The 24,395-nt window shown below is 46.1% G+C and carries 23 protein-coding genes and 6 tRNA genes; 17 read left to right on the plus strand and 12 right to left on the minus strand.

The features are described 5' to 3' along the window. Together tig and UCH007_RS03000 are read left to right on the plus strand one after the other, a co-directional pair. The gene (tig, locus tag UCH007_RS02995) at window positions 1–1,344 is read left to right on the plus strand and encodes a trigger factor (RefSeq protein ID WP_046961020.1); all 1,344 of its coding nucleotides are present in this window, start codon (window positions 1–3) and stop codon (window positions 1,342–1,344) included. Next, window positions 1,341–1,943 (plus strand): ATP-dependent Clp protease proteolytic subunit, encoded by a 603-nt coding sequence (locus UCH007_RS03000; protein WP_010936452.1) that lies wholly within the window; start codon window positions 1,341–1,343, stop codon window positions 1,941–1,943. Before tig ends, UCH007_RS03000 begins: the two co-directional genes overlap by 4 nt. Before the next feature lie 79 nt (window positions 1,944–2,022). Here UCH007_RS03000 and UCH007_RS03005 read toward each other — a convergent pair whose 3' ends face one another. From UCH007_RS03005 to UCH007_RS03050, 10 genes are all read right to left on the minus strand, one after another. Beyond that, a complete protein-coding gene (locus UCH007_RS03005) occupies window positions 2,023–3,009 on the minus strand; it encodes a carbohydrate kinase family protein (protein ID WP_012881925.1) in 987 nt (328 codons plus the stop codon). 1 nt (window position 3,010) lies between these two features. Continuing rightward, complete coding sequence (gene purN, locus UCH007_RS03010) at window positions 3,011–3,832, minus strand: phosphoribosylglycinamide formyltransferase (protein ID WP_046961021.1); 822 nt, start codon at window positions 3,830–3,832, stop codon at window positions 3,011–3,013. Between the two features lie 2 nt (window positions 3,833–3,834). Beyond that, on the minus strand, window positions 3,835–4,494 hold the full coding sequence (locus UCH007_RS03015) for a PHP-associated domain-containing protein (protein WP_046961022.1): 660 nt from the start codon (window positions 4,492–4,494) through the stop codon (window positions 3,835–3,837). A gap of 2 nt (window positions 4,495–4,496) precedes the next feature. Then, on the minus strand, window positions 4,497–5,057 hold the full coding sequence (gene efp, locus UCH007_RS03020; RefSeq protein ID WP_046961023.1) for an elongation factor P: 561 nt from the start codon (window positions 5,055–5,057) through the stop codon (window positions 4,497–4,499). A gap of 15 nt (window positions 5,058–5,072) precedes the next feature. After that, complete coding sequence (locus UCH007_RS03025; protein ID WP_046961024.1) at window positions 5,073–6,161, minus strand: M24 family metallopeptidase; 1,089 nt, start codon at window positions 6,159–6,161, stop codon at window positions 5,073–5,075. After that, a complete protein-coding gene (xerC, locus tag UCH007_RS03030; protein WP_046961025.1) occupies window positions 6,158–7,081 on the minus strand; it encodes a tyrosine recombinase XerC in 924 nt (307 codons plus the stop codon). The genes UCH007_RS03025 and xerC overlap by 4 nt, the downstream gene beginning before the upstream one ends. Continuing rightward, the gene (topA, locus tag UCH007_RS03035) at window positions 7,082–9,193 is read right to left on the minus strand and encodes a type I DNA topoisomerase (protein ID WP_046961026.1); all 2,112 of its coding nucleotides are present in this window, start codon (window positions 9,191–9,193) and stop codon (window positions 7,082–7,084) included. It lies immediately after the preceding gene. Window positions 9,194–9,199: 6 nt separating this feature from the next. Next, window positions 9,200–10,321, minus strand: coding sequence for a DNA-processing protein DprA (gene dprA, locus UCH007_RS03040; RefSeq protein WP_046961532.1), 1,122 nt, complete (start codon window positions 10,319–10,321; stop codon window positions 9,200–9,202). 129 nt (window positions 10,322–10,450) lie between these two features. Then, window positions 10,451–10,540 (minus strand) — tRNA-Ser (locus tag UCH007_RS03045). Between the two features lie 33 nt (window positions 10,541–10,573). After that, a tRNA-Ser gene (locus tag UCH007_RS03050) sits at window positions 10,574–10,663 on the minus strand. Window positions 10,664–11,093: 430 nt separating this feature from the next. On the opposite strand from UCH007_RS03050, the gene UCH007_RS03055 reads away from it, so the two are divergent. The 11 genes from UCH007_RS03055 to UCH007_RS03105 all read left to right on the plus strand — a co-directional run bounded on the left by UCH007_RS03055 (window position 11,094) and on the right by UCH007_RS03105 (window position 20,601). Then, window positions 11,094–12,368 carry a cation:proton antiporter gene (locus tag UCH007_RS03055; protein WP_041330814.1) on the plus strand — a complete coding sequence of 425 codons (1,275 nt, stop codon included), beginning with the start codon at window positions 11,094–11,096 and terminating at the stop codon, window positions 12,366–12,368. Between the two features lie 35 nt (window positions 12,369–12,403). Beyond that, a tRNA-Arg gene (locus tag UCH007_RS03060) sits at window positions 12,404–12,475 on the plus strand. 34 nt (window positions 12,476–12,509) lie between these two features. Continuing rightward, entirely contained in the window at window positions 12,510–13,082 is a 573-nt protein-coding gene (locus tag UCH007_RS03065; protein WP_012881934.1) for a 2-oxoacid:acceptor oxidoreductase family protein, read from the plus strand. Continuing rightward, window positions 13,075–13,371: a 4Fe-4S binding protein gene (locus UCH007_RS03070; RefSeq protein WP_011929000.1), complete on the plus strand. Its 297-nt coding sequence runs from the start codon at window positions 13,075–13,077 to the stop codon at window positions 13,369–13,371. Before UCH007_RS03065 ends, UCH007_RS03070 begins: the two co-directional genes overlap by 8 nt. Next, a complete protein-coding gene (locus UCH007_RS03075; RefSeq protein WP_012881935.1) occupies window positions 13,371–14,543 on the plus strand; it encodes a transketolase C-terminal domain-containing protein in 1,173 nt (390 codons plus the stop codon). Before UCH007_RS03070 ends, UCH007_RS03075 begins: the two co-directional genes overlap by 1 nt. Further along, window positions 14,543–15,484 (plus strand): pyruvate synthase subunit PorB, encoded by a 942-nt coding sequence (gene porB / locus UCH007_RS03080; protein WP_012881936.1) that lies wholly within the window; start codon window positions 14,543–14,545, stop codon window positions 15,482–15,484. The genes UCH007_RS03075 and porB overlap by 1 nt, the downstream gene beginning before the upstream one ends. Next, entirely contained in the window at window positions 15,460–15,933 is a 474-nt protein-coding gene (locus UCH007_RS03085) for an NADH-quinone oxidoreductase subunit NuoE family protein (RefSeq protein WP_012881937.1), read from the plus strand. The genes porB and UCH007_RS03085 overlap by 25 nt, the downstream gene beginning before the upstream one ends. Next, window positions 15,933–17,804 carry an NADH-quinone oxidoreductase subunit NuoF gene (locus UCH007_RS03090; protein WP_046961027.1) on the plus strand — a complete coding sequence of 624 codons (1,872 nt, stop codon included), beginning with the start codon at window positions 15,933–15,935 and terminating at the stop codon, window positions 17,802–17,804. The genes UCH007_RS03085 and UCH007_RS03090 overlap by 1 nt, the downstream gene beginning before the upstream one ends. Window positions 17,805–17,815: 11 nt before the next feature. Then, entirely contained in the window at window positions 17,816–18,538 is a 723-nt protein-coding gene (locus UCH007_RS03095; protein WP_023652184.1) for a 2Fe-2S iron-sulfur cluster-binding protein, read from the plus strand. Window positions 18,539–18,593: 55 nt separating this feature from the next. After that, a tRNA-Pro gene (locus UCH007_RS03100) sits at window positions 18,594–18,671 on the plus strand. A 460-nt stretch (window positions 18,672–19,131) separates the two neighbouring features. Beyond that, a complete protein-coding gene (locus tag UCH007_RS03105; protein ID WP_046961533.1) occupies window positions 19,132–20,601 on the plus strand; it encodes a dihydrolipoyl dehydrogenase family protein in 1,470 nt (489 codons plus the stop codon). Between the two features lie 34 nt (window positions 20,602–20,635). Here the strand turns inward: UCH007_RS03105 and UCH007_RS03110 are convergent. Continuing rightward, a tRNA-Gly gene (locus UCH007_RS03110) sits at window positions 20,636–20,710 on the minus strand. 149 nt (window positions 20,711–20,859) lie between these two features. Between UCH007_RS03110 and UCH007_RS03115 the strand changes: the two genes are divergently transcribed. Further along, the gene (locus UCH007_RS03115; RefSeq protein WP_041330819.1) at window positions 20,860–21,246 is read left to right on the plus strand and encodes a zinc ribbon domain-containing protein; all 387 of its coding nucleotides are present in this window, start codon (window positions 20,860–20,862) and stop codon (window positions 21,244–21,246) included. Between the two features lie 16 nt (window positions 21,247–21,262). Beyond that, window positions 21,263–21,337, plus strand: a tRNA-Ile gene (locus UCH007_RS03120). A 65-nt stretch (window positions 21,338–21,402) separates the two neighbouring features. Here the strand turns inward: UCH007_RS03120 and UCH007_RS03125 are convergent. Next, a complete protein-coding gene (locus UCH007_RS03125; RefSeq protein ID WP_023652187.1) occupies window positions 21,403–22,200 on the minus strand; it encodes an SDR family NAD(P)-dependent oxidoreductase in 798 nt (265 codons plus the stop codon). Window positions 22,201–22,346: 146 nt separating this feature from the next. Here UCH007_RS03125 and hflX point away from each other — a divergent pair, with 146 nt between their 5' ends. Then, window positions 22,347–23,558 (plus strand): GTPase HflX, encoded by a 1,212-nt coding sequence (hflX, locus tag UCH007_RS03130; RefSeq protein ID WP_023652188.1) that lies wholly within the window; start codon window positions 22,347–22,349, stop codon window positions 23,556–23,558. A gap of 5 nt (window positions 23,559–23,563) precedes the next feature. Then, complete coding sequence (locus tag UCH007_RS03135; protein WP_023652189.1) at window positions 23,564–23,776, plus strand: hypothetical protein; 213 nt, start codon at window positions 23,564–23,566, stop codon at window positions 23,774–23,776. Window positions 23,777–24,395 lie beyond the last annotated feature (619 nt).

A 24,395-nucleotide genomic window follows, 5' to 3' on the forward strand; every position in this document is an offset into this window, starting at 1 on the left:
ATGAAAGTAACAGATAAAAAGATAGAGGGCTGTCAGGCCAGTATAACGGTAGAGATGGATTCAATCGAGGTTGAAGAGGGTCTTTCCAAAACATACCGCCGTCTGGTAAAAAAGGTGGAAATTCCGGGTTTCCGTAAGGGTAAAACCCCCCGTGAAGTGTTTGAAAAGTACGTTAGCCGTGAGAAAATGCTGGATGAGATGGTAGATGATATTGTACCCGAAGCTTGCCAGCAGGCTATTAAAGACGAGGATATAAAACCTTTTGCTGCCCCCAAGGTAGCCATGGTTACCACCGAACCCTTTGTCTTTTCCGCCCGCATACCTCTGCCCCCAGTAGTGGAACTGGGTGATTATAAAACCATAAGAGCCACTAAAGAAAAGGTGGAAATTACCGAAGAAAATATTAACACCGTGATAGACCAGGTGCTCCACCAGAGAGCCACCTGGGAAAAAGTGGAACGCTCCGTTAAAATAGGTGATATGCTGCTTATGAATGTTGAAAGCACCCTTAACGGCGAACCCTACCTGAACCGTGAGGATATGCAGTATTCTGTAAGGGAAGAAGCTATTTATCCTGCCCCCGGTTTTGGTGAACATCTGGTAGATATGGTAGTGGGTGAACCTAAAGAGATTTCTATAGTTTTTCCTGAAGACCATGCACGGGCTGAACTGGCCGGCAAGACAGCCGCTTTCAAGATAACTATCAAGGAAATCAGGGAAGAAAAACTGCCGGAACTGAATGACGCCTTTGCCCACGAATTAAACCCCGAATTTAATACTCTGGCTGAGCTTCGCCAGCGTATTCGGGAGAATATGCAGGAAAGACAGGATGACAAGGCTCAGGCCAAGTTTGAAGACCAGATTGTTGAAGCCCTGATAAAAATGAGTAAAATAGATTATCCGGAAGTTATGGTGGAAGCAGAGCTGGACCAGATAATTGAACAGCAGCTTCAGCGTTTGCAGAGCAATGTAAAAAGCCCCGAAGAATTCCGGGCTATGTTGTCCCAGATGACTCCGGAAGATATGCAGCAGCGGTATCGTCCTCTGGCAGAACAGAGGGTGGAGTCTTCGCTGGCTTTGGGTAAACTGGCTACCGCCGAAAATCTTATACCCAGTGACGAAGAAGTGGATGCCGAAATTGAGAAACTCACCCAGGATTCGGGTGATAAAAAAGAAGAAGAAAAAGCTTTCTACAATAAACCTGAGACTAGAGACCGCCTTATTCAGCTGTTGACTGCCCGCAAGACTATGGCTTTTATAGATGAAATAGCTCTCCAACCAGCTATTGAGGTTGTTGAACCTAAAGCTGATAAAGGTGAAAAAACAGAGGAGGCAGATAAATGATAAGCCCTGAAAACGTAGTACCTATGGTTATTGAGAGCAGTGCCAGAGGCGAACGTGCCTTTGACATTTATTCTCTATTACTAAAGGAGAGGATTATCTTTCTGGGTTCACAAATCAATGATCAGGTGGCTAACCTGGTGATTGCCCAGTTGCTGTTCCTTGACCGCGAAGACCCTGACAAGGACATAAGCCTTTATATTCACAGCCCCGGCGGCGTAATATCTGCCGGACTGGCCATGTACGATACCATGCAGCTTATCCGGCCCAAAGTATCTACCATTTGCGTGGGTGTTGCGGCTTCCATGGCTACAGTTTTGCTGTGTGCCGGTGCCAAAGGTAAACGTTATGCTTTGCCCAATGCTACCATTCACATGCATCAGGCTATGGGTGGCGCTCAAGGGCAGGCTTCGGATATTGAAATTGCCGCCCGCGAGATTATGCGCCAGCAGGATATTCTGCGGAATATCCTGGTAAAACACACCGGCCAGCCTATGGAGAAAATTATCCATGACAGTGACCGTGATTATTACCTGAATGCCCAGCAGGCTGTGGAATACGGCCTGATAGATGAGATTTTGCAGAAACCCGAAAACAAATAATTAATAACTGGTTATTTCATATCTAAAAATAAGACGCCCCTTCGCAAGAGGGGCGTTTTTATTATATCTTGGTGAATAATTAGTTGGTAAAGTAGTGCATACCAAAGCGTTCTTTCAGCCCCGCAAGGTCAGGCAGCCCTGAGCGGGCTCCCAGTTTGCTTATACAAAAACGAGCGGAAATATCACCCAGCAAACCGCACTCTTCAATAGGTTTGTCACCCATCAATCCGAAAAGAAAACCGGTAGTAAAAGCATCTGCCGCACCTATTGTATCAACTACGGTACGGATATCTTTCCGGAGGCTTACGGTTGACTCCATATGGCATTCGTGGTCTTTGTCCCGTATATAGGTCTGGAGTGTTATTTTGCCTTTTCGCTGAAAACGACGGCTCTCCCCCAGAGTTACCACTACATGTTCACACCCACTGCGGATACACATATCTGTAGCCCGCTGATAGTTTTTCTGGGTCATTTTTTCTATATCCTGCTGGTTGGTGAAGAGGGCATTGGTGCGGGAAAGAATGGGTGCAAGCCTTTTTAAGCCTTGGGCGGCAAAGAGGGCTCCGGGTGAAAAACTAAAAAGTACACCTGGTGCCAGCCGTTCCGCTATTTCGTGGCAAAGGGCAAATTCGTTCTGGTTAAAAAAGGTGGACATGTGAACCAGTTTAGCCTGACTTAGGTATTCCAGATTTATATCAGAAAGGTCAAGATAATTGTTGGCACCGGGATTTACATATGTTGAGCGGCGTCCAGAAGACTCGCTCAGGGAAACTACAGAGCCTGTTTGGGCTTCGTTTTTTACCATCAGATACCGGTTATCTATACCTGCATTTTCAAAATCCTTAATTAACAAGTTTCCATCAGGGTCATTCCCCACTGCCCCTATGAAACCGCATTTTAATCCCAGACGGGACAGCCCGTGTATGGTATTGGCCCCCGAACCGCCGGGAAATAAAGCAGATTCGGTAACTACGCATTCCCCGTCATGGAGTATCTGTTCTACAGTGTATATATGGTCTACATGCACCGCCCCCAGGCCGATAGCCTCAAGACGACAAGCAGTCATGTCATTCTCTCCCTTGAATTATATGGTCAATCTCGGTACTCAGGTCATATCCCGGTATGGTCTGCCCGCAGTTATCGGTTATTTTACCTTGGCGGATATTCACCCGTTCTTCGCTTATGGCTTTTATACTGCGGACTATAAGCGGCAGTTCGCGGATAGTGCCCTGATGGCGGATAGCTTTGAAGAGGGCATTTTCTTCCCCTTCTTCCGCTTTTATTTCAGCTGCTGTCCGCCCTGAAATACTATTCCACAGCGGTTTGAAGGCCTCTGTCTGAATATAAAAGCGGCAGTAGCTGACCACCGGCCCTCTGTCCAGTTCAGGTGTTACCAAATGTATCATAGCCCCGGTCTCGGAGGCTTTTTGCTGCATAAGCTCCCATATGACCTCTTTCCAGGTGCCTTTCGGTCCCCAGGGGGTGGCGGGGTGCAGATTGATGATGTTATACTGGCTGCACATTTCCGGCCCCATTATCAGCATATAGCCGGCCAGTACGCATAACTGGGGATTATACGGCCTAAGGCGTTTTAAGACTTCGCTGTCGTAATCCAGTCTCCACTGGGGCAGGCTGCCGCCCGGAGTTTCGTCACTGCCGTTTACCTTGGCTTTATATTTCTGGTAGGAAAAGGTAATAAGCGGTATATTATGGCTTTTTACCAGTTCAAAAAAAGCGTCTGTTTCGGCTGATTCGCCGGGGTCGCGGCTGCAAAAGACAAAACTTATTTTGGCTTTAAGCTCTCCCGTTTGGATGCTGTCCAGTACGGCAGTCAGCAGATTGCGTGACCCCTTGCCTCTGGCGGTTGAAAACCAGCCCAGTTCAAACATGCTTATTTCTCCGGTTTGATATATTTGGAAAGTTTGCGAATCAGTGCCCGTATCCGCACCATGCGGTTCTGGCGGCCGGTTATCCGCCCCTGCCTGAGAGCGGCTATAAATTCTTTGGGGGTATTGAAATCAGGCATGGTAACGTAAGTAGTGCCTATCTCCGGCAAAGTATGGGAATCTGTGCCGGCACTTGTGGGCAGGTCATACTGTTTGGCCAGTTTGCGGGCTTTTTTAAGGCTTCCGTTCAGCAGGGTGCGGGAGTTAAATACCTCCAGCACGTCTATTTTCCCTTCGGAAGCCAGCCTTTCCAGTTCCGAATCTATCAGAGCCGAACCCCTTAGTTTGTCATAAGGGTGGGGAATGCAGACCAGAGCGCCCTGGGCTTTTATCCGGGATACACATTCGTCTACTGATATTCCGCTGGGTATGCTCTCCTTGAGAAACATACCCATAATTTCTCCGTGATGGGTAAGCACTTCTTCGGAGACTATTATTTTGATGGGACTGTTTTTAGCCAGCATTAAAGCTCCCTCGGCTGTGCCGTGATCACACAAAGAAATGCAGTTTATGCCTTTTTCAACGCACTTTTTTATCAAATCTTCGGGTTTGGTATTTGAGTCCATAGAGTAATTCGTATGGACGTGTAAATCAGCTTTTAACATTATTAAGCGGTTGCCTTTCCCAGATACTGGCCGCTACGGGTGTCTACCCGGATTAAGTCTTCGTTATTTATAAATAAGGGCACCTGTACCACCAGTCCTGTTTCCAGAGTAGCCGGTTTGGTAGTGGTGGCAGCGGTGTCACCCTTAAAACCCGGTTCGGTATGGGCAATTTTCAGGTTAACCGATGCCGGCAGCTCAACCCCGATTGCTTCTTCCTGAAAGGTCATTACCCTGACACTGCCGTTTTCCAGCAGGTAGTTTACAGCGTCACCCAATACACTTTTATTTAGAGCTATCTGCTCAAAGGTTTTATCATCCATGAAATGGTAAACGTTATCGTCGTTATATAAAAATTGCATATGGCGGTATTCCAGGTTTACCAGATTGAACTTTTCGTCTGACTGAAAGGTTTGTTCCATAGTATGCCCGTCTCGTATGTCTTTCAGTTTCAGACGAAGCAGGGCGGTGTGTTTCATCTTTACATGTTGGATATCCATGACCTGAAACAGGCCGTTTTCCTGTTGGATGATGCAGCTTTTTTTTAATTCGTTTCCAGTGGCCATATAAACCTTTCTTCTTTAAATATAGGGGTTTTGTTTATCTGATTTTGAGAGCAACTCTATTTTACCATTTTTAAGGGTGCAGGTATCTTCTATACGGATGCCCCCCCAGCCCGGCAGGTATATGCCTGGCTCTATGCTGAAAACCATTCCGTCTTCAAGTATATCCGTACTTCTGGGGCTGAGGCGGGGTGCTTCATGCACCTCCAGTCCCACCCCGTGACCCAAACTATGCCCGAAATTGGCACCGTAGCCGGCTTTTTCAATAACCTCTCTGGCTATAGCATCAGCCTCCTGCCCGGTCATTCCGGAGGTGATTTGGTCTATGGCTTTTTGCTGGGCGGCCAGAACTATATCATATATTTTCTTAAATTGGCTATCCGGTTTTCCGGGTAATACCGTCCTGGTCATGTCACTGACGTACCAGCTTGCTTTTGCCCCGTAATCCATAAGCAGGGGTTGTCCGTATGCTATAGTTACAGGGCGGGTTTGAGCATGAGGCAGGGCGGAATTTGCCCCGGTAGCGGCAATAATCTCAAACGGCATAGACTGGCTGCCGCGGTTTCGCATAAATTTCTCAAGTTCCCAGGCCAGCTGCTGTTCGGTTATACCCGCTTTTAGCAGGGAGGGCAGGGCGGAGAAAGCGGCATCGCCAATGGCGGCGGCCTGTTTGATATCGTCTATTTCTTTTTCAGATTTTATCTGCCGCAGTTTGCCTGCCAAGTCTGCTGTTTCTGTGAGTAAAATATCTGAGCCGCCTTCGCCGAGTGCGGCCTTTAGTTTGCTGTATTCTTCAAAAGTAATATAGAAAGATTCAAAACCCAAACGGCGGATATGTTCGGAGCTTAACAGTTCAGGCAGCCAGCGGGACATTCCGTTAGTAACTTTACATAAGGTATATTCAAGGGATTCATTTTCCGCTTGCTCGTAGTAGCGGAAATCTACCGCAATAAAAGATTGTGTTTGGGTGATAAGCAGGTGACCTTCGCCGCCGGTAAAGCTGGACAGATAAAACATATTTTCAGGTTTGGATACCAGCAGACCGTCCAGTTCATTTTCAGCCATGAGCTTTCGCAGGAGTGCAAGCCGGGTGTTTGGCTGTTTCATTCGTCTTCACTCCTTGGAGTATCATTCTGCGGTTTGGCCAGCGGGTGGCTGGACATATAGACTTTGCGGGCTTGGCTTTTGGTAACGTGGGTATATATCTGGGTAGTAGAAAGGTTTGAGTGGCCGAGTAGCTCCTGTACTACCCTTAAGTCTGCCCCGCCGTCCAGCAGGTGAGTGGCAAAGGTATGGCGCAGCATGTGGGGGTGTACGTGTTTTTCAATACCGGCTTGGTGTGCCAGCTTATCCAGTCTTTCCTGAAAACTGCGGGCACTCAGTCTGCCGCCGTTTGGATTAAGGAATAAAGCCGGAGTATTCCGCTTACCTTTCAGCAAGGGCCTGCCCAGGTTTAGATAAGTTTGGATAGACTGGATTGCCGGCAGACCCATCAGAACTATGCGTTCTTTAGACCCTTTGCCCCAGACCCGTATCTGGTGGGAGTGCAAATCCAGGTTTTCTATATCCAGTTTGACCAGTTCACTCACCCGCAGGCCACTGGCATAAAGCAGCTCCATAAATGCTTTATCCCGCAAACCCTGGGGGGTGGAAAAATCAGGTATCCGCAGCAGTTTATTAACTTCAGCGGTAGTCAGAAACTCCGGCAGGCGTTTATCCAGACGGGGGCTGGAGGCATTTAGGGTGGGGTTTTTCTGGATAAGGCCTTCCCGCATAAGGTAACGGTAAAAAGAACGTACAGCCGAAAGTTTGCGGGCGATACTGCCCTTAACAATCCCTTTTTCTATCAGGCTGGACATATAGTCCCGCAAAATATAGCGGTCTACCTTGTCAAAAGAGCTTACCTTTTTTTCAATCAGGTAGTTAACAAAACCAATTAAATCTGTGCGGTAGTTTCTAAGGGTATAAGCCGAAACATTTTTTTCTACCGTCAGATATTCAAGGTATTTGTTAAAATTCTCCTGCATTTAGCTTTCATCTTCAAGTTTTTTGCGTTTACCGCACTTGGTGCATTTGGCCCAGTTCTTGCCGCTCTTGGTCATAAGGGCGCCGCATTCCGGACAGGGTTTGCTTAGCGGCTTGTAGAAAGATACAAATTTGCAGTTCGGGTAACCGGCACAGCCGTAAAATATCTTGCCCTTTTTGCTGTATTTTTCAACTATATCCGAATTGCACTCAGGGCATTTGGCACCTGTTTTTATCTGGTATGAGCGGGTATAACGGCAGCCGCCCTCTTCTTTGGTATAACGTGAGCAGGCAATAAATTTACCGAAACGCCCCCGTTTTACTACCAGCTTGGCATTGCATTCGGGGCAAAGCTCGTCCAGCTCTTCTTCCGGCGGTTTGATTTTTTCAATTTTTTCACTGGCGGCTTCTATCTCTTTTATAAAAGGTTCGTAGAACCGCCTGATTATAGGCACCCAGTCCAGTTTTTCAGTGGCTATTTTGTCCAGTTCGGTTTCCATGGCGGCGGTAAAATCTATACCGATAATATCCGGGAAATACTCTACCAGCAGGTCATTTACCAGCATTCCCAGTTCACTGGGTTTCAGGCTGCCTTTGAGCTTGGTAATATATTCCCGTTCCTGTATTGTGGAAATAGTGGGGGCGTAGGTGCTGGGGCGGCCTATGCCGTATTGTTCCAGCGCTTTTATCAGGGTGGCCTCTGTATAACGGGGAGGAGGCTGGGTAAAGTGCTGGCTGGCTTCCAGACTTTTCAGCTTCAGCTCTTCGCCTTCTTCCATGGGCGGCAGGCTGGACTGCGCCGCTTCCTCATCTTCGTCCTTGCCTTCTATATATACAATGGTAAAACCCGGGAAAGTATTTACCGAACTGGTGGTTCTAAGCAGATAACGGGTTTTTGAGGGCTGGTGTTTGGCCTCTATGTCTATTGTAGTATTATCAAAGGCGGCCGGGCTCATCTGACTGGCCATCATACGCTGCCAGATAAGCTGGTAAAGTTTAAACTGTTCGGCAGACAAGCTCTTTTTTATCAAGTCAGGGGTGCGGGTTATACGGGTAGGGCGGATAGCTTCGTGGGCTTCCTGTGCGCCCTTAACCTTGCTTGAAAATACTCTGGCCTGTTTGGGCAGGTAAGCCGAGCCGTATTTTTCACTTATATAATCACGGGTTTCGGCTACGGCGGTACGGGCTACATTGGTAGAGTCAGTACGCATATAGGTTATAAGACCCACTTCCCCTTCGCCCTCTATATTCAGGCCTTCATACAGCTGCTGGGCTATCACCATGGTTTGTTTGGCTGAAAAATGGAGCTTTCGCCAAGCCTCCTGCTGAAGGGTGCTGGTAATAAAGGGGGCGGGGGACTGCCTGAGGTTTGATTTCTTTTTTATCTTCAGTACCTGATAGTCAGATACTTCCAGTTCTTTTTTAATTTGTTCGGCTTCAGATTCGTTATGTATCTCCAGTTTGCCTTTGGTTACATAACCTGCCAGAGAAGCTTTGAAAGCGGCTGATTTAACCTTTTTATTCAGCAGGGCTTCTATATTCCAGTATTCAGCAGATACAAATTTTTCTATTTCCCGTTCGCGGTCAACAATTATTTTAAGGGAAACAGACTGCACCCGTCCGGCTGAAAGCCCCCGTTGCACCTTTCGCCAGAGCAGCGGGCTTAATTTGTAACCTACCAGCCGGTCAAGCACCCGCCGGGCCTGCTGAGCATTTACCAAATCCATATCCAGCTCACGGGTGTTTTTAAAAGCCTTATCTATGGCTTCTTTGGTAATCTCGTGAAAGACCACCCGTTTGGGCTTAGCCAGATTTGCTTTTGTAACTTCGGATATATGCCAGGCAATTGCTTCACCTTCGCGGTCAGGGTCGGTAGCCAGGTAGATTGCCTTGGAATTTTTAACTGCCTCTTTGAGTTCCTTTATGACCTTGGCCTTGGCTTTTAAGGAGACATACTTGGGGGTAAAACTGTTTTCAACATCTACACCCAGGGTGCTTTTAGGTAAATCCCGTATATGCCCCATGGTGGCCATAATATTAAAGTCTTTGCCCAGCATTTTACTGATAGTTCGGGCTTTGGCAGGTGACTCAACGATAACAAGTTTTTCTTTCATGACAGCTTAATTCATCTCCAGCTGGTAGATTTCTTTCTTTTCACGGGTGCGTACATAATGCATGCCTCCGGCAGAGCGGACCTGACCTTTCAGTTCCATTATGGCCAATGTACCGCTAACCAAGGCTATATTTAGCCCACACTCACGGCAAATATGGTCAATATGTATTGGCTCATAGCCTAATTTATCCAGTATCAGGCTTTCGGTCTGGTTTTCAGGGGCTGGGGCAAGGGTGTTATCCGGCACTGAAAACAGGCCTATATTTAGTTCTTCAAGTACATCTTTAGCCGAACTAACCAGCTTTGCGCCTTCCTGAATAAGGCGGTTAGTTCCCAATGAAGCCGCTGATAGTATACTCCCCGGAACGGCAAAAATCTCGCGGTTTTGTTCAAGTGCAAAATTGGCGGTTATCACAGCCCCGCTGTTTTCTCCCGCTTCGGTTACCAGTATGCCGCGGCATAGGCCTGAGAGTATACGGTTGCGGCGGGGGAAAAATTCGGGTCGGGGACGTATTCCGGGTGGGTGTTCACTCACCAGGGCTCCGTTTTCAGCTATCTGGCGGGCAAGGCAGCTGTTTTCAGATGGATAAATTATATCCAGTCCGCAGCCGAAAACCGCAATACTTCTGCCTCCGGCTTTAAGGGCTGCAGTATGGGCAACTGTATCTATTCCTCTGGCCAGACCGGAAACTATAGTCAGGCCTGATCGTGCCAGTGATTCGGCCAGTTCTTCGGTTACCAGTTTGCCGTAGATGGTGGGCTGGCGGGTGCCCACTATCCCCAAACACAGTTCATCATTCCCCCAAAGCTGTCCCTTTACAAAAATAAGGGGAGGGTAATCATGTATTTGCTTAAGTCTGGCAGGGTAATCACTATCTGTATGGGTATATACCTGAATATCGTGCCGCTTCAAGGTTTCAAGGGTTTTAGGCAGGTCTATTTTGGGGCGGGAAGTAACTATATTTTCCGCCAGAGAGTTATCAAGCCCGGCTGATACCAGTGCTGCCTTACCGGCGTGCCAGGCACTTTCCAGATTGCCGAAATAGCTTTCCAGCAGGTTCAGGCGCACCCGGCCGACCCCGTTTATATAACTGAATCCTATGGCGTATTTGCAGTCTTGGTTTTGCATCTTGTTCTTTTGGAATTCTAGCACAGGCACAGTATCCAAACAATAAAACATTATTAAGGAAGAAATGCACTGTCCGGACGGCAAAAAAATAGCCTTCAATTTTGAAGGCTTCAGTTGTTTAAAACTTAATGGCGGAGAAGGTGGGATTCGAACCCACGGTCACCTTGCGGCGACACACGCTTTCCAGGCGTGCCTGATAGACCACTCCAGCACCTCTCCGTATATTACCCTATATTCCTTTATTAAGATTTGTGGCGGAGAGGGTGGGATTCGAACCCACGCTCCGCTTTCACGGAGACCGCTTTTCGAGAGCAGCACCATCAACCACTCGGACACCTCTCCAGAGGCTATATTTTACTTGAATGCAAGTAAAATTAAAAGCCAATCAGGAATGTATCCAAGCCTGCAGGAGTAATAATATAATGAAACCCGCCCTGAATTCAAATTTACCTGAAAGTGTCTTTATAAGGTGCTGTCCTGCCGGATAAACAATATTCAGATTGTCCGGGTGGAAAAATTAGTTTATACGCCAAATATCTGCGTGTATGGGTATTCTCCATGGCACTAAAATATGTTTACATAACGATTACTGTTTTATAATAGAAAAACATCACCCCGGCGAAGCGGCATCGAAGTCTCTAAAACATGAATACAGGATAATTTATTGTTTTAAAATATATTTTTCAGCCGCCACCTTGCTATAGCAATCAGTAAATTAGATTATCGGGCGTATTTTTGCTAGAATAGGTCAAATTATTCTTAAGCGGCTGGTATGGAAACAGAAATATATTTTAAATTTATACTTTCATTCGGCCTCATACTGCTTGTTGCTCGTTTGGGCGGCGCTATTGCCGAGCGTTTTCTGAAGCAACCGGCGGTTATTGGTGAGCTTTTGGCCGGTATTATCATTTCACCCTTTCTAGTTGGGCAATTCCTTTTTGCCAATGACCCTATCATTATGAATTTTGCCCTTATTGATGGGGTGTTCAGTCAGAATGGCGAACATCTGAGTGAATTTGCCCCTATGGAAATTATTTCACAGATAGCGGTAGTGGTGCTGCTGTTTGTGGCGGGGCTGGAAACAAACGTTGCTTCGTTTATTAAAAACAGTTTTACTGGTGCCATGGTTGCCATAGGCGGAGTGATTGTCCCCTTTGCGCTGGGGGTGTTTAGCGCCATGTACTTTTTCCCTGATTTGCACATGGCCGGCTGGCTTTTCATCGGTGCTATTCTGACCGCTACCAGCATTGGCATAACGGTGCGTATCCTGATGGATATGGGTAAACTTAGTTCCCGTGAAGGCACTATTATTCTGGTAGCTGCGGTTGTGGATGATATCATCGGTTTGGTTATCCTTTCTGTGGTTATCTCCATGGCTCAGAGCGGCAGTATCAATGCCTTAAGTGCTATCGGCACCGGTGTTATCGGTTTCGCTGTCTGGCTGGGTATACTTTTGCTGGGTGTGTACGGACATAAATATATATCAAAATATATACTTACTCCGTTCAAGGCCTCCGGTACTATGCCGGTTATGGCTTTGATTGTGGGTTTACTGGTTTCTTATCTGGTTACTCTGGTAGGCTTGCACCCGGTGGTGGGTGCTTATGTAGCCGGGCTTATGTTTGCTTCCACTATGGAAAAAGAAGAAATACTTCACCAGACACGCCCTATAATGCTTTTTATCGCCCCGTTCTTCTTTGCGTACCTGGGTATGCAGGTGGATTTAAAAGAAGTCTGGGCAGTGATTGTGCCGGCACTCGTTATAGTTGTGCTGGCCATTGTCGGCAAGATTGTCGGCTGTTATTTTCCTGCCCGGTTTGTGGGCAAAACCAGCCATAATGGTGCTTTGATTGTCGGCGTAGGTATGGTACCCCGAGGTGAGGTTGGACTTATCGTAGCTGGGGCTGGACTTATTGCCGGGGCTATTACCCGTGACCTTTTCGGCATTGCGGTAGCTGTCAGTATACTGACTACCCTCGTTATGCCCCTAATGATAAACCCTTTATTTAAACCAAAGGCTGAAGCTAACGGCAAGCGGCTTCCTTGAGGAAAAACATAGCTTAAGGTAAAATTGGGTACTATGCCTCTGTAGCTCAGTGGATAGAGCACCAGCCTCCGAAGCTGGTGGCGAGAGTTCGAGTCTCTCCAGGGGCACTTTTATAAAACGGGGAGGACTACCACCATAGACATGAAACATTTTATTGAAATCAGATGGCATGGGCGTGGCGGTCAGGGTGCGGTAACCTCAGCCGAGCTTATCGCCCAGGCGGCAATTGGCAAGGGGAAATATGCTCAGGCTTTTCCCAGTTTCGGGCCTGAACGCAGAGGTGCCCCGGTTCAATCTTTCAACCGTATCAGTGACAATAATCCTATCCGTGAGCGTTCCGGCATAAGCCAGCCGGATATTGTGGTAGTACTTGACCCCAGCTTGGTTATCATCGGGAATGTAGTTTCAGGCCTTAAAGAAGGCGGCACCCTTATTATCAATACCACCAAGCCGCTGGAGTATTTTGCTTCTCAGTATGGTGACCGCTGGAAAGTAGCCACAGTTGATGCAACTGCTATTGCCAAAGAAGTATTAGGCGTAAATATTGTCAATACAACCATGCTTGGTGCTCTTATAAAGGCAACTGCTCTGGCGGATATGGAAGCCTTCGAAGAACCTTTAAAACACCGCTTCGGAAAGCTGGCTGCTAAAAATATGGCAGCTATGAAAAAGGCCTTTGAAGAGACTGCTGTAAAGGAGCTTAAAGTTGGCTAAACAGGAAAACCAGATTACATGGCAAGAAGTAACACCCGGCTGTATAGTCAGTGAACCTGGGAATGCCAGTCAGTACAAGACGGGTGATTGGCGTTCTCAATTGCCTATTCATAATTTCAAGAAGTGCATAAAATGCGGCGTTTGCTATATATTTTGCCCTGAAGGTTGCATAAATGAGACCAAAGAGGGCTTTTTTGAAGCAGACCTTTTCTATTGCAAAGGCTGCGGTATCTGCGCTCATGAATGTCCCACTGGAGCTATTGTTATGAAGGATGAGGAGGAGAAATAATGGCCAGAGTAGGCTTAGAAGTTTCCATTGCCCTGAGTGAGGCAGTAGGGCTTTGCAATGCTGATGTCATTGCTGCTTATCCCATTACTCCTCAGACTCATATTGTTGAACATTTGGCCGAGATGGTAGCCGAAGGTGAACTGGATGCCGAATATATTCCGGTAGAATCTGAGCATTCGGCTCTGAGTGCCTGTCTGGGTTCGGCAGCAGCCGGCGCCCGCACCTTTACTGCAACAGCCGGACAAGGGCTTGAGCTTATGCACGAGGTGCTTTATGTGGCGTCTTCCATGCGGCTGCCTATTATGATGGCGGTTGCCAACCGGGCTCTTTCCGGCCCTTTGTCGGTCTGGGGTGACCACTCTGACGTAATGTCTTGCCGTGATATCGGCTGGATACAAATATTTACCGAAAACGGACAGGAAGTGGTTGATAACACTATCTGTTCTTTTAAAATAGGCGAAGACAAAAGGGTGCTTTTGCCTGTTATGGTTCACTTGGATGGTTTCCACCTTTCTCATGTTATCGAGCCTATTGATATGCCGGAGAGAGAGCAGGTAGATGCTTTCCTCAGCGTTAATGACTATCCGTATGCACTGAATCCTGATAATCCCCGCGCTATGGGTGATTTTGCTCCTCCGGTTATTTTTACCGAAGCAAAATGGGCACAGGAGCAGGATTTCCAAAAATCCAAGGCTGTTATCTTAGAGGTCTGGAAAGATTTTGAGAAGCAGTTTGGCCGTTCTTACAAGCCGGTTGAGACCTATCGCACCGAAGGTGCCGAGAATCTGCTGTTTACTATGGGTAGTTTCTCAGAGACTGCCATGGCCGCCATTGATAAAATGCGTGATGACGGCATGAGTGTCGGTCTGGTACGGCTTCGGTTGTGGCGTCCCTTCCCATTTGAAGAGCTGCGCGCTGCTGTTAAAAATGCCAAAAACCTTATCGTGCTTGATCGTGCCTTGTCAGTAGGCGGTCCGGGTGGTCCGGTCTGTTCTGAGATTAAGGCTGCTTTATATCCTCTGGAGAAAAAACCCAAGATTGTCAGTATTATCGGCGGTTTGGGCGGACGGGATATTACCGTTGCCAATTTTGAGGATATCATGAAGAAAGGTATGGCTATTGCAGAAAAAGGCAGTCCTAACGAATATGAAATATATGGAGTGAGGGCATAATGCAGAACTATTCAGTATTTGTTCCCAAGCTACTGCCCAAACGTGAGTTGTTTGCCCCCGGGCATCGCGGATGTATAGGTTGCGGCGAGGCTCTGGCAGTTCGTTTGGCTACCAAGGCTATGGATGAAAATACCATAATGGTAAATGCCACCGGCTGTATGGAAATTATCGCTTCCCAGTATCCGTATACCTCATGGCGTTTGCCATGGATACATACCCTGTTTGAAAATACGGCTGCGGTTGCTTCCGGTGTTGAGTCGGCCATTAAGGTGCTTAAACGCAAAAAGCGGATAGAAGACAGGGATATAAAGATTGTAGCCATCGGCGGTGACGGTGCAACTGTAGATATTGGTCTTCAGGCACTTTCAGGCGCTATGGAACGCGGTCACAATTTCACCTATATTTGTTTTGACAACGAAGCTTATATGAATACCGGTATTCAGCGTTCCTCAGCTACTCCTTTCGGTGCGTCCACTACTACCTCACCGGCCGGTAAAGTAGGTAAAGGTCAATTCTCATGGAAAAAAGATATGCCGGCAATAGCTGTTGCCCACAATATCCCGTATGTTGCTACCTGTTGCCCCAGCTATCCTTTTGACATGATTGAAAAAGTCAGCAAAGCTTTGGCGGCTGACGGTCCGGCCTATATACACTGTTTATCTGTTTGCCCCACTGGCTGGCGTTGTGCTACCGAAGATACTATTAAGATAGGGCGGCTGGCGGTTGAGACCGGTGTTTTCCCTCTGTACGAGGTCATTAACGGCCAGTACAAGCTGAGCATGGAAACCCCCGAGCTTAAGCCTCTACGGGAATACACTAGTCTTCAGCGGCGGTTCCGCCATCTTACAGAAGAATCTCTTGACCTTATTCAGGAAAGAGTTCAGCTGGAATACAATAAGATTGCAGAGAGGGCGGCATGTGCACCGAAACTAGAGAAATAGTAGCGCCTAAAGTTAAGGATATTTTGAATAAATATGCCAAAGACAAAGGCATGTTGGTAGCCATACTGCAGGATATTCAGACTGAGTTTAATTATCTGCCCCGTCCCGCTCTGGAGGCCGTAAGCCAGGGATTGGGTGTTCCAATGAGCCAGGTTTACAGTGTTGCCACTTTCTTCAAGGCTTTCAGCCTGAAACCCAAGGGCAAACATTCTATTCATGTGTGTATGGGTACTGCCTGCCATGTACGCGGTGCCAACAAGATACTGGATAAGCTGGTTGAAAAGCTGGGCTGCTGTGCAGGTGAAAACACCGAAGACATGAAATTCAGCCTTGATGCTGTAAACTGCGTGGGTGCATGTGCTTTGGGGCCTGTGGTTGTAGTGGATGGCCAGTATATGGGCAACATGACTACCGAAAAGGTAAAACCTTTGATTGAGGGATGCCAGTAATGAGTAATACAGCGATTAAAAAGTTTAGCAGTGTAGCCGAACTTGAGGCCAAGAGGCAGGAAATTCTTGAAAGCAGGAATTCTGGACAGACGGTTATTGCTATTTGCTGCGGTACCGGCTGCCAGGCCTACGGGGCTAAAAAAGTTGCGGACGCCTTTGAAGAAGAACTGGCGAAAGCCGGTTTGGGAGATAAAGTTGAGGTAAGGACTACCGGCTGTCATGGTTTTTGTGAACGCGGCCCGCTGGTAGTTATCCGCCCCCAGAATATTTTCTACCAACGTTTGAAAATTTCGGATATACCTGAAATCATTGAAAAAACCATAAAAAACAACGAAGTAATAGAGCGTCTTTTGTATGTTGACCCCATGACCAAAGACAAAAAGGTGCATGAACATGATGTGCCTTTCTATAAAAAACAGATGCGTCTGGTTTTTGGCAACAACGGCAATATAGACCCTACCTCCATAGAAGATTATCTGGCGGTAGGCGGCTATAAGTCTCTGGCCAAGGCTATATCTGGTCTCAAGCCGGAAGAAATTGTAGACGAAATTATAAAATCCGGTCTGCGCGGACGGGGTGGCGGCGGTTTCCCTACCGGCTGGAAGTGGAAGTCCTGCCGGGACGCCCATGATCCGGTAAAGTATGTAATCTGTAACTGTGACGAGGGTGCCCCTGGTGCATTTATGGACCGCTCACTTATGGAGGGTAATCCACATAGCGTTATAGAGGGTATGATTATCGGTGCTTATGCTATTGGCTCTCATGAAGCTTATATTTATATCCGTGATGAATATCCTATGGCAGTCAAACATGCCCTTTTAGCTATAAAACAGGCTGAAGATTATGGGTTACTGGGTGAAAATATACTGGGCAGCGGCTTTGACCTGAAAATTCATATCAACAGGGGCGGCGGTGCTTTTGTTTGCGGTGAGTCTACAGCCCTTATGGCTTCTCTGGAGGGCAAGGTCGGCGAACCTCGTGCCAAATACGTCCATACCTCTGAAAAGGGTCTGTATGACAAGCCTACTACCCTGAATAATGTGGAAACCTGGGCGAATATACCCCTGATTATGGAAAAAGGGGCAGATTGGTTCAATAAAATAGGCACTGCGGGCAGCAAGGGCACCAAGATATTCTCACTGGTGGGCAAGGTAAACAATACCGGCCTTATTGAAGTTCCTATGGGTATTACCCTTCGGGAAATTGTATATGATATAGGCGGCGGTATTCCCAAGGGTAAAAAATTCAAAGCTATTCAGACTGGGGGTCCTTCCGGCGGCTGTCTACCTGAAAGTATGCTGGATTTGCCGGTAGATTTTGATGAACTTACCAAGGCTGGCTCTATGATGGGTTCGGGTGCCATGATTGTTATGGACGAAGATAACTGCATGGTGGAAATCGCCCGTTATTTCCTAAGTTTCCTTGAAGGTGAATCCTGCGGCAAATGTATACCTTGCCGTGAGGGTGTAAAACGCATGCGCCAGATTTTGGAAAAGATAACAAAAGGTGAGGGCGAGGAGGGAGACATAGAGCTTCTGGAGCAGCTTTCGCAAGCTATACAGGACGCTTCTTTGTGCGCTCTGGGCGGCAGTGCTCCCAATCCAGTCATGTCTACCATAAAATACTTCCGTGAGGAATATGAGGCTCATATCCGGCAGAAAACCTGTCCGGCTAAAGAATGTAAAGCCCTTATTAACTATAATATCATTGATGCAAATTGTCCCGGCTGCGGTTTGTGTTATAAAGCCTGTCCGACAGGAGCTATTATTCCTCAGGGCAAAAAGATGCCGGTTATACTTGACCAGAGCAAATGTACTAAGTGCGGTGCGTGTTTTGACGCTTGTAAGCTCCACGCCGTAGAAATCAGATAAGGTAGGGTAGCATGATAGATTTAACCATAGACGGCAAGAAGTATCAGGCAGAAGAAGGTCAAACAGTACTGGAAGTAGCTCACCGGCATGGTATTTTTATTCCTACTTTGTGCGTAGATGAAGCGGTTTCAGCCTATGGAGCCTGCCGCTTGTGCATGGTGGAAATTGAGCGGAAGGGGCGGAAAAAACTGGTTGCTTCCTGCCTGTATCAGGCAGAAGAAGGTTTGGTGGTTACTACCCAGAATGACCGTATTACCAATATCCGCAAGACTGTTATAGAGCTTCTTCTGGCGCGTTGTCCCCAGTCCGATGGGGTTCAGGCTATGGCCAAGAAACTGGGGGTTACCTGCTCGCGGTTTGAAAGTGAAAAACCTGAAAATTTATGCACTTTATGTGCTCTTTGCACCAGAGTTTGTTCCGAAGTGGTTGGCAAGAGTGCTATCAGTCTAGTAAGCAGAGGCACCAGCCGTGAAGTAGCTTTGCCATATTATGATGATAAAACAGATTGCATTGCCTGTGGCTCTTGTGCATATATATGTCCAACCGGTGCTATCACAATGAAAGATGGTAATGGTATGCGTATCATTACCTGGCCTAACTGCAAGGTTAGTTTTAAACTTAGGCGCTGTGCCAAATGCGGTGCCGAATGGATTCCTGAAAAACAGGTCAAGCATATTCTGAATACCACAGAGGTTCCGGCAGAGTTCTTTGATGTCTGTCCTGATTGCCGTTAATAAGGGTATGGGGTTTCCTTGACCCTGTAACATAGCTTTGTTATACTGGCGCCTGCGGGGTGTAGCGCAGTCTGGTTAGCGCGCAGCGTTTGGGACGCTGAAGTCGGAGGTTCGAATCCTCTCACCCCGACCAGGCCTTTCTTTGTGAGTTCAATCCTTTCCTTTTACATGTTTCCAAGCTGGCAGTTAGTTTCGGCCGTATATTCCATTTTATATACTCCGTTTTACCTATGCGGAGTAGGCTGCTAACGGAATACCAATATCAATGACTTTATTTCAGCGTTGACTCTTTATCTAACATCTCCTCTTACTTAAGCTAACCTCAAAATTTTTTCAGTGTATCTCTGCAAATGCTTGGAAGTTTGGGATGTTGCCAGACTTTGAATAAGTTTTCTAGGGATAAAAACCTGAGCACAAGTTTCTTCAGCTTAAAAAACATTGACTTGCCGCAAACGCCTGATAGAATAAATTAACCCATTGATGATTGTAAATTACATAATATTGGAATTATTAGATGGATAGAGTAAACAGGGCAGGGGAGGGGTAAATACTGCATTGTCTTGATGATTTTGCCGGACGGAAAGAGAACAGGTATGAAATATCAATATGATCTGGTGGTTATCGGCGGCGGATTGGCCGGGTTTACTGCAGCTGTTTTTGCTAACGGGTTAGGTAAGAAAGTGGCTTTGGTTGAAAGAGGCAAACTGGGTGGTGCCTGTACATGGAATGCTTGTGTCCCTTCCAAGGCGTTGCTTCAAATAGGGTTACGTATACAACAGATGGAAAAGTACAACCGGAACGGGGTGAAACTGGCCAGTGTGAACCTGCAACCGGGTAATATTATGTCGTACCTGCATTCTATCCTGGGAGATATTGCCCGAATTGATGATTTTGATAACTTGGGTAATATCGGCATAAATATATTTAAAGGCGAAGCCGTATTTACAGACCATCATCATATAAATTTAAATGGACAGGTTATTTCCGCAAAACGTTTTATTATTGCCACCGGTTCAAGTCCTGCGATTCCGCCGGTAGAGGGCTTAGTCGATATACCTTTCTATACAAATGAAACAGTATTTGACATAAATACCATACCATCTTCCATGATTGTACTGGGAGGAGGGCCAGCCGGTATCGAACTGGGACTGGCTTTTGCCTGGTTGGGATGCAAAGTGGATATTGTTGAAATGGCAGATCATATACTACCGAAGGATGATACCGAGCTAAGTGAATTATTATTTGAGTATCTTAATGTGGAAGAAAACTTGAGTATTCATATTTCCACCAAGGCAATCCGTTTCCAAAAGCAGAATAACGGGCAAGTGAAGCTTGAAATGCAAACCCGTGAAGGGAAAATTGATGAAATTGCGGCTGAAGCAGTACTGGTTGCAGTGGGCAGGCGGGCAAATGTAAGCGGGCTTGGGCTGGAAAAAGTCGGGGTAAAATATACCTCACGGGGTATCAGTGTTGATAAAAAACTTCAAACCAGCTCTTCAAATATATTTGCAGCCGGTGATGTCGCAGGGCCTATCCAGTTGGGCATGATGGCTGAAAAACAGGCTATTTTGGCAGCAAGTAACGCCTGCTTGCCATTTAAACAAAGCATCAGGTATGAAGATGTGGCTTGGGTAACGTATTCTGAACCTCAAATGGCCCATATAGGTTTGACCGAAGATGAGGCCAGACGGAAATACGGTAATAATGTGCGTATTATCCGCTATCCGCTAAACAAGGTGCGCAGGGCGGTTATGGATCACGACATTCGCGGTATGTGTAAATTTATGCTGGATAAAAAAGACAGGCTGATAGGGGCACAACTGCTGTGTTCACATGCCGAAAACCTTATTCACGAGCTGCAAATAGTAAAATGTCTTCACAAGCCGTTTTTAAAACTGCATAGCATTCCCCATATTTATCCTACTTATGAAGAGGGGATAATAAAACGGGCGGCAGATATCAGCTATACTATGAAAATGCGCCGTAATCCGCTTATCAGGCTGGTACTGCGTTACTGGCCCGGTTATAAAGATAAGCTGGATGCAGTGATAAATCGTCTCTGAACGTTATTGGCGATATACTCATGGGAAAGAAAGATGGAGCGGGAGACGGGGCTCGAACCCGCGACAGCCTGCTTGGAAGGCAGGAACTCTACCACTGAGTTACTCCCGCTGATTTTGCATGGTTATTCTAACCTGAACAATCAAACATGTCAAAGGTGTTTTATGAGTAGAGAAAGCATCTTTTTTGCTTGAACGAAGATATAAAACATGTTAGAATTCTCTGCGGATTAAAGATAACAAGTTCATTGGAGGTAACTCATGCCAATCTACGAATATTCATGTTCAAAGTGCAATAAAGTCTTTGAACTTATGAGACCGCGGAGTGAGTCCAGCTTGTCAGCCACTTGCCCTGTTTGTAATGCGGAATCTCCCCGCATTGTTTCAGATTTTACCCATGGCGTAGCTTTTTCCAAAGATGCACCTGAATCCCGCAAGGATTCTGCCAATGAAAAAATGTGGATTTCTCAGCAAAAAGTCGAAGAAAATAAAATCAAAAATCCTGACCCCCTAAAGAAATGGCGTGAAGAACGCGAAAAGTCCTGTGGAAAAGGACCTGAAGCATGGGTGGAATATGCCAAACAGGAAGAAGCTAAAGTACAGAAAGTTAAAGATTACGGTACCGGATTTACCGGCCGCGAAGTATAAAACAGTTTTATCCTGAGGGCTCGTAGCTCAGGGGCAGAGCGGGCGGCTCATAACCGCTTGGTCGTAGGTTCGAAACCTACCGAGCCCACCATATATAGATAGTAAGAGGGGGAGTTTCAAAACTCCCCCTCTTTATTTGATAATTTACTTCCAGGGTTAAACCAGCAGAGCTCCGCCGTCAGCTATAATAACACTTCCCACCATGTAATCTGCCGCTGCACTTGCCAGGAAAAGGACTACTTTTCCAATGTCATCCGGTTCACCCATCCGTTTGAGCGGCAGTTTTGCCACAAATGATTTAGATAACTCCATCAACTGTTCGGCTGACATATTTCCGCTTGGCATTAAAGCGGCTGCACCGGGGGTGTTTATACCGCCAGGTGCAACGGCATTCACCAGTATGCCATGAGGTGCCCATTCCTGAGCCATAGCTTTGGTAAGCATAACTACCCCGCCCTTGGATGCGTCATAATGCGCTAAATTACCGGTAGGGCGGAAGCCATCTATAGATGCAATGTTTATTATCTTACCGCCGTGTTTCGCCGCTATCATGGCCTTAGCGGCTGCCTGTGAGAAGAACATAAGCCCCTTAAGATTTATACCAAGAGTTTTATCCCACATGGCCTCGGTCATATCTATGGCAGGCATAAAACGGTAAATACCGGCATTATTCACCATAATATCCAGATCACCAAATTCCTTCAGGGTGGTATCTATAACTTTTTGAGCGTCACTGATGTTGCTTACATCAGCCTGAACTGCTGCAGCTTTGCCGCCCATAGACTGAATTTCAGCTGCTGTTTTCTGAGCCACTTCAAGGTTCAGGTCCGGAATCATTATACTGGCACCTGCTTCGGCCAAACGCATGGAAATACCTTTCCCAATACCCATTGCACCACCGGTTACGATAGCAACTTTGCCTTTTAGGTCAAATAACTCGGCTACGGTCATCATGGTCTCTCCTCCTAACAGTATTAATCCATTGGTACTAGCCCTTGTTTATTTTGATTTATCAGATGGGTGTGTGTCAATACGTCATTCAACTTAATTATGGGGACAATATGGTATATAATAGATAAATACGTATACACTTTACATAAATGGAGGGTGTCATTAATAAAACAGTTGTAAATAATGTGATAATCCAGCCGGAAAGAGCTGTCTTAGCGGCTGTAGATACCAATAATAACTCAAATTGGGCTATAGAAGACTCACTTGATGAATTATCCCAGCTGGTGCTTACTGCTGGTGCAGCGGTAGTAGGCCGTATAATTCAGAAGCTTCATGCACCAGCCCGCAATTCATACTTGGGAAAAGGTAAGCTGGATGAGCTTGTGGGGATGAAAAAAGAGCTTAACTATAATCTGGTCATTTTTGATGATGAGCTTTCACCTATTCAGCAGAGACTATTAGAGGAAGCGCTGGGCGTAAAGGTAATAGATAGGGTGGCACTTATACTGGATATATTTGCCAAACATGCTAATACCCGTGAAGGCCAGCTTCAGGTTGAACTGGCACAGATGCAGTATTTGTTGCCAAGACTAGCAGGTCAGTGGAGTCATCTTGAAAGATTGGGTGGTGGAATAGGAACTAGAGGGCCGGGTGAATCCCAGCTTGAAACAGATAAACGCATAATTCGCACTAAAATACGCAGTTTGCAGGACCATCTGGACGAAGTGACAACTCACCGTGATTTGTACCGTGAAAGAAGGCGTATGCGGGGTGTGCCGGTGGTTTCATTGGTTGGCTATACCAATAGCGGGAAAAGCAGCCTCTTAAATGCGGTTGCCAAAACAGATGTATTAGCTGAAAACAAACTTTTTGCTACCCTTGATCCGACTACCAGGAGGTTGTATATAAACGGGCTGGGAAATGTACTCTTGACTGATACAGTGGGTTTTATACGCAAATTACCTCCTGCTATCGTAAAAGCTTTCCGGGCTACACTTGAAGAAATAAATCAAGCTGATTTATTGGTGCATGTAGTTGACATAACTGCGAAGAATGCTGTTGAGCAGTGTCAAACAGTGGAAAAGATACTGGCCGATATGGGTGTGGCTGATAAACCCCGTCTGACAGTTATGAATAAGATAGACCTGAAGCTGGATGGCGGACGTAATTGGACTGAAGATGAAGCCTTGAATTTACTGAAAGCAGAGTGTCCGGTGGCGGAAAATACGGTGCTTATCTCAGCCGCAAAACGCTGGGGCTTGATGGAATTTACCCGCATGCTGAAAGAAAAACTGCTTGGTATTGGTTTTAATCCAGGGTATGCGGTTTATGATGAAATTGGGGGAAAGAAAGAGCGGTAATATATATGGAAAAAGAATTGGCTGGCAATATAATGTCATGTTTAGATGAATTGTCAAAAGGCCTTAGCCGTCGTCGGGAATTATTAGCTAAGACAGGCGCTTGTGAAGATTATTATTTTTATTATGATTTAGCGGCTATTGACGAAGAGGAGAGGAAGGCTTTGAATAAGCTGAATAGCCTGGGTAAGCAGGATGCAACAGAAAATATCGCTAAATAAACGTAATAAATTGTAGCCCGCAGAATCCAAATCTAGGGCTTTTTACGGGGTGAGCAATACCAATCCATTAGTTCATCATTGCCCTTAATTACCCTTTATATAATTAAACGCATTAAGCATACTAATTTGTGCAGATGAAGTTCGTTTTTGCATAATTTTGGATAGGGGGGCATTTGGGATAAGTTTTTGGGAACGTGCAAATGCCTTCATAGGTTTGCGTTGATCTTCAAACGAAAGTTTGAAATATATTACAACAAATGTCTGGAAGAATATTTCATCTTGATACCCAAGGCAAAACACATCAAAATTAAGCTTTATAGTGGTTCGCACTATATATGTTATGTAATATATTAAGCTAAAAATATAACTTAACATAAAAGATGGCGTAAAAAATAACTAACAAATATTTTACCGAAAATTAAATTTGCAGCAAGTATGATTTAATATTTGCGCATGCTAAAAATATTTCTGTAGAAATCCTATGGACTATATGGTTGGCTTGCCGATAAAGATATTGAGATAAATATCCCCTACCAAACATTACGGATTGTCGAAATATGCAAAGGGTTCACGCTATGAAATCATTTAGATTCCGGCGTGAACCCTAAAACCAGAAATA

It is taken from the genome of Dehalococcoides sp. UCH007 (assembly GCF_001010485.1).
In the GTDB taxonomy this organism is placed as follows: Bacteria; Chloroflexota; Dehalococcoidia; order Dehalococcoidales; family Dehalococcoidaceae; genus Dehalococcoides; species Dehalococcoides mccartyi_A.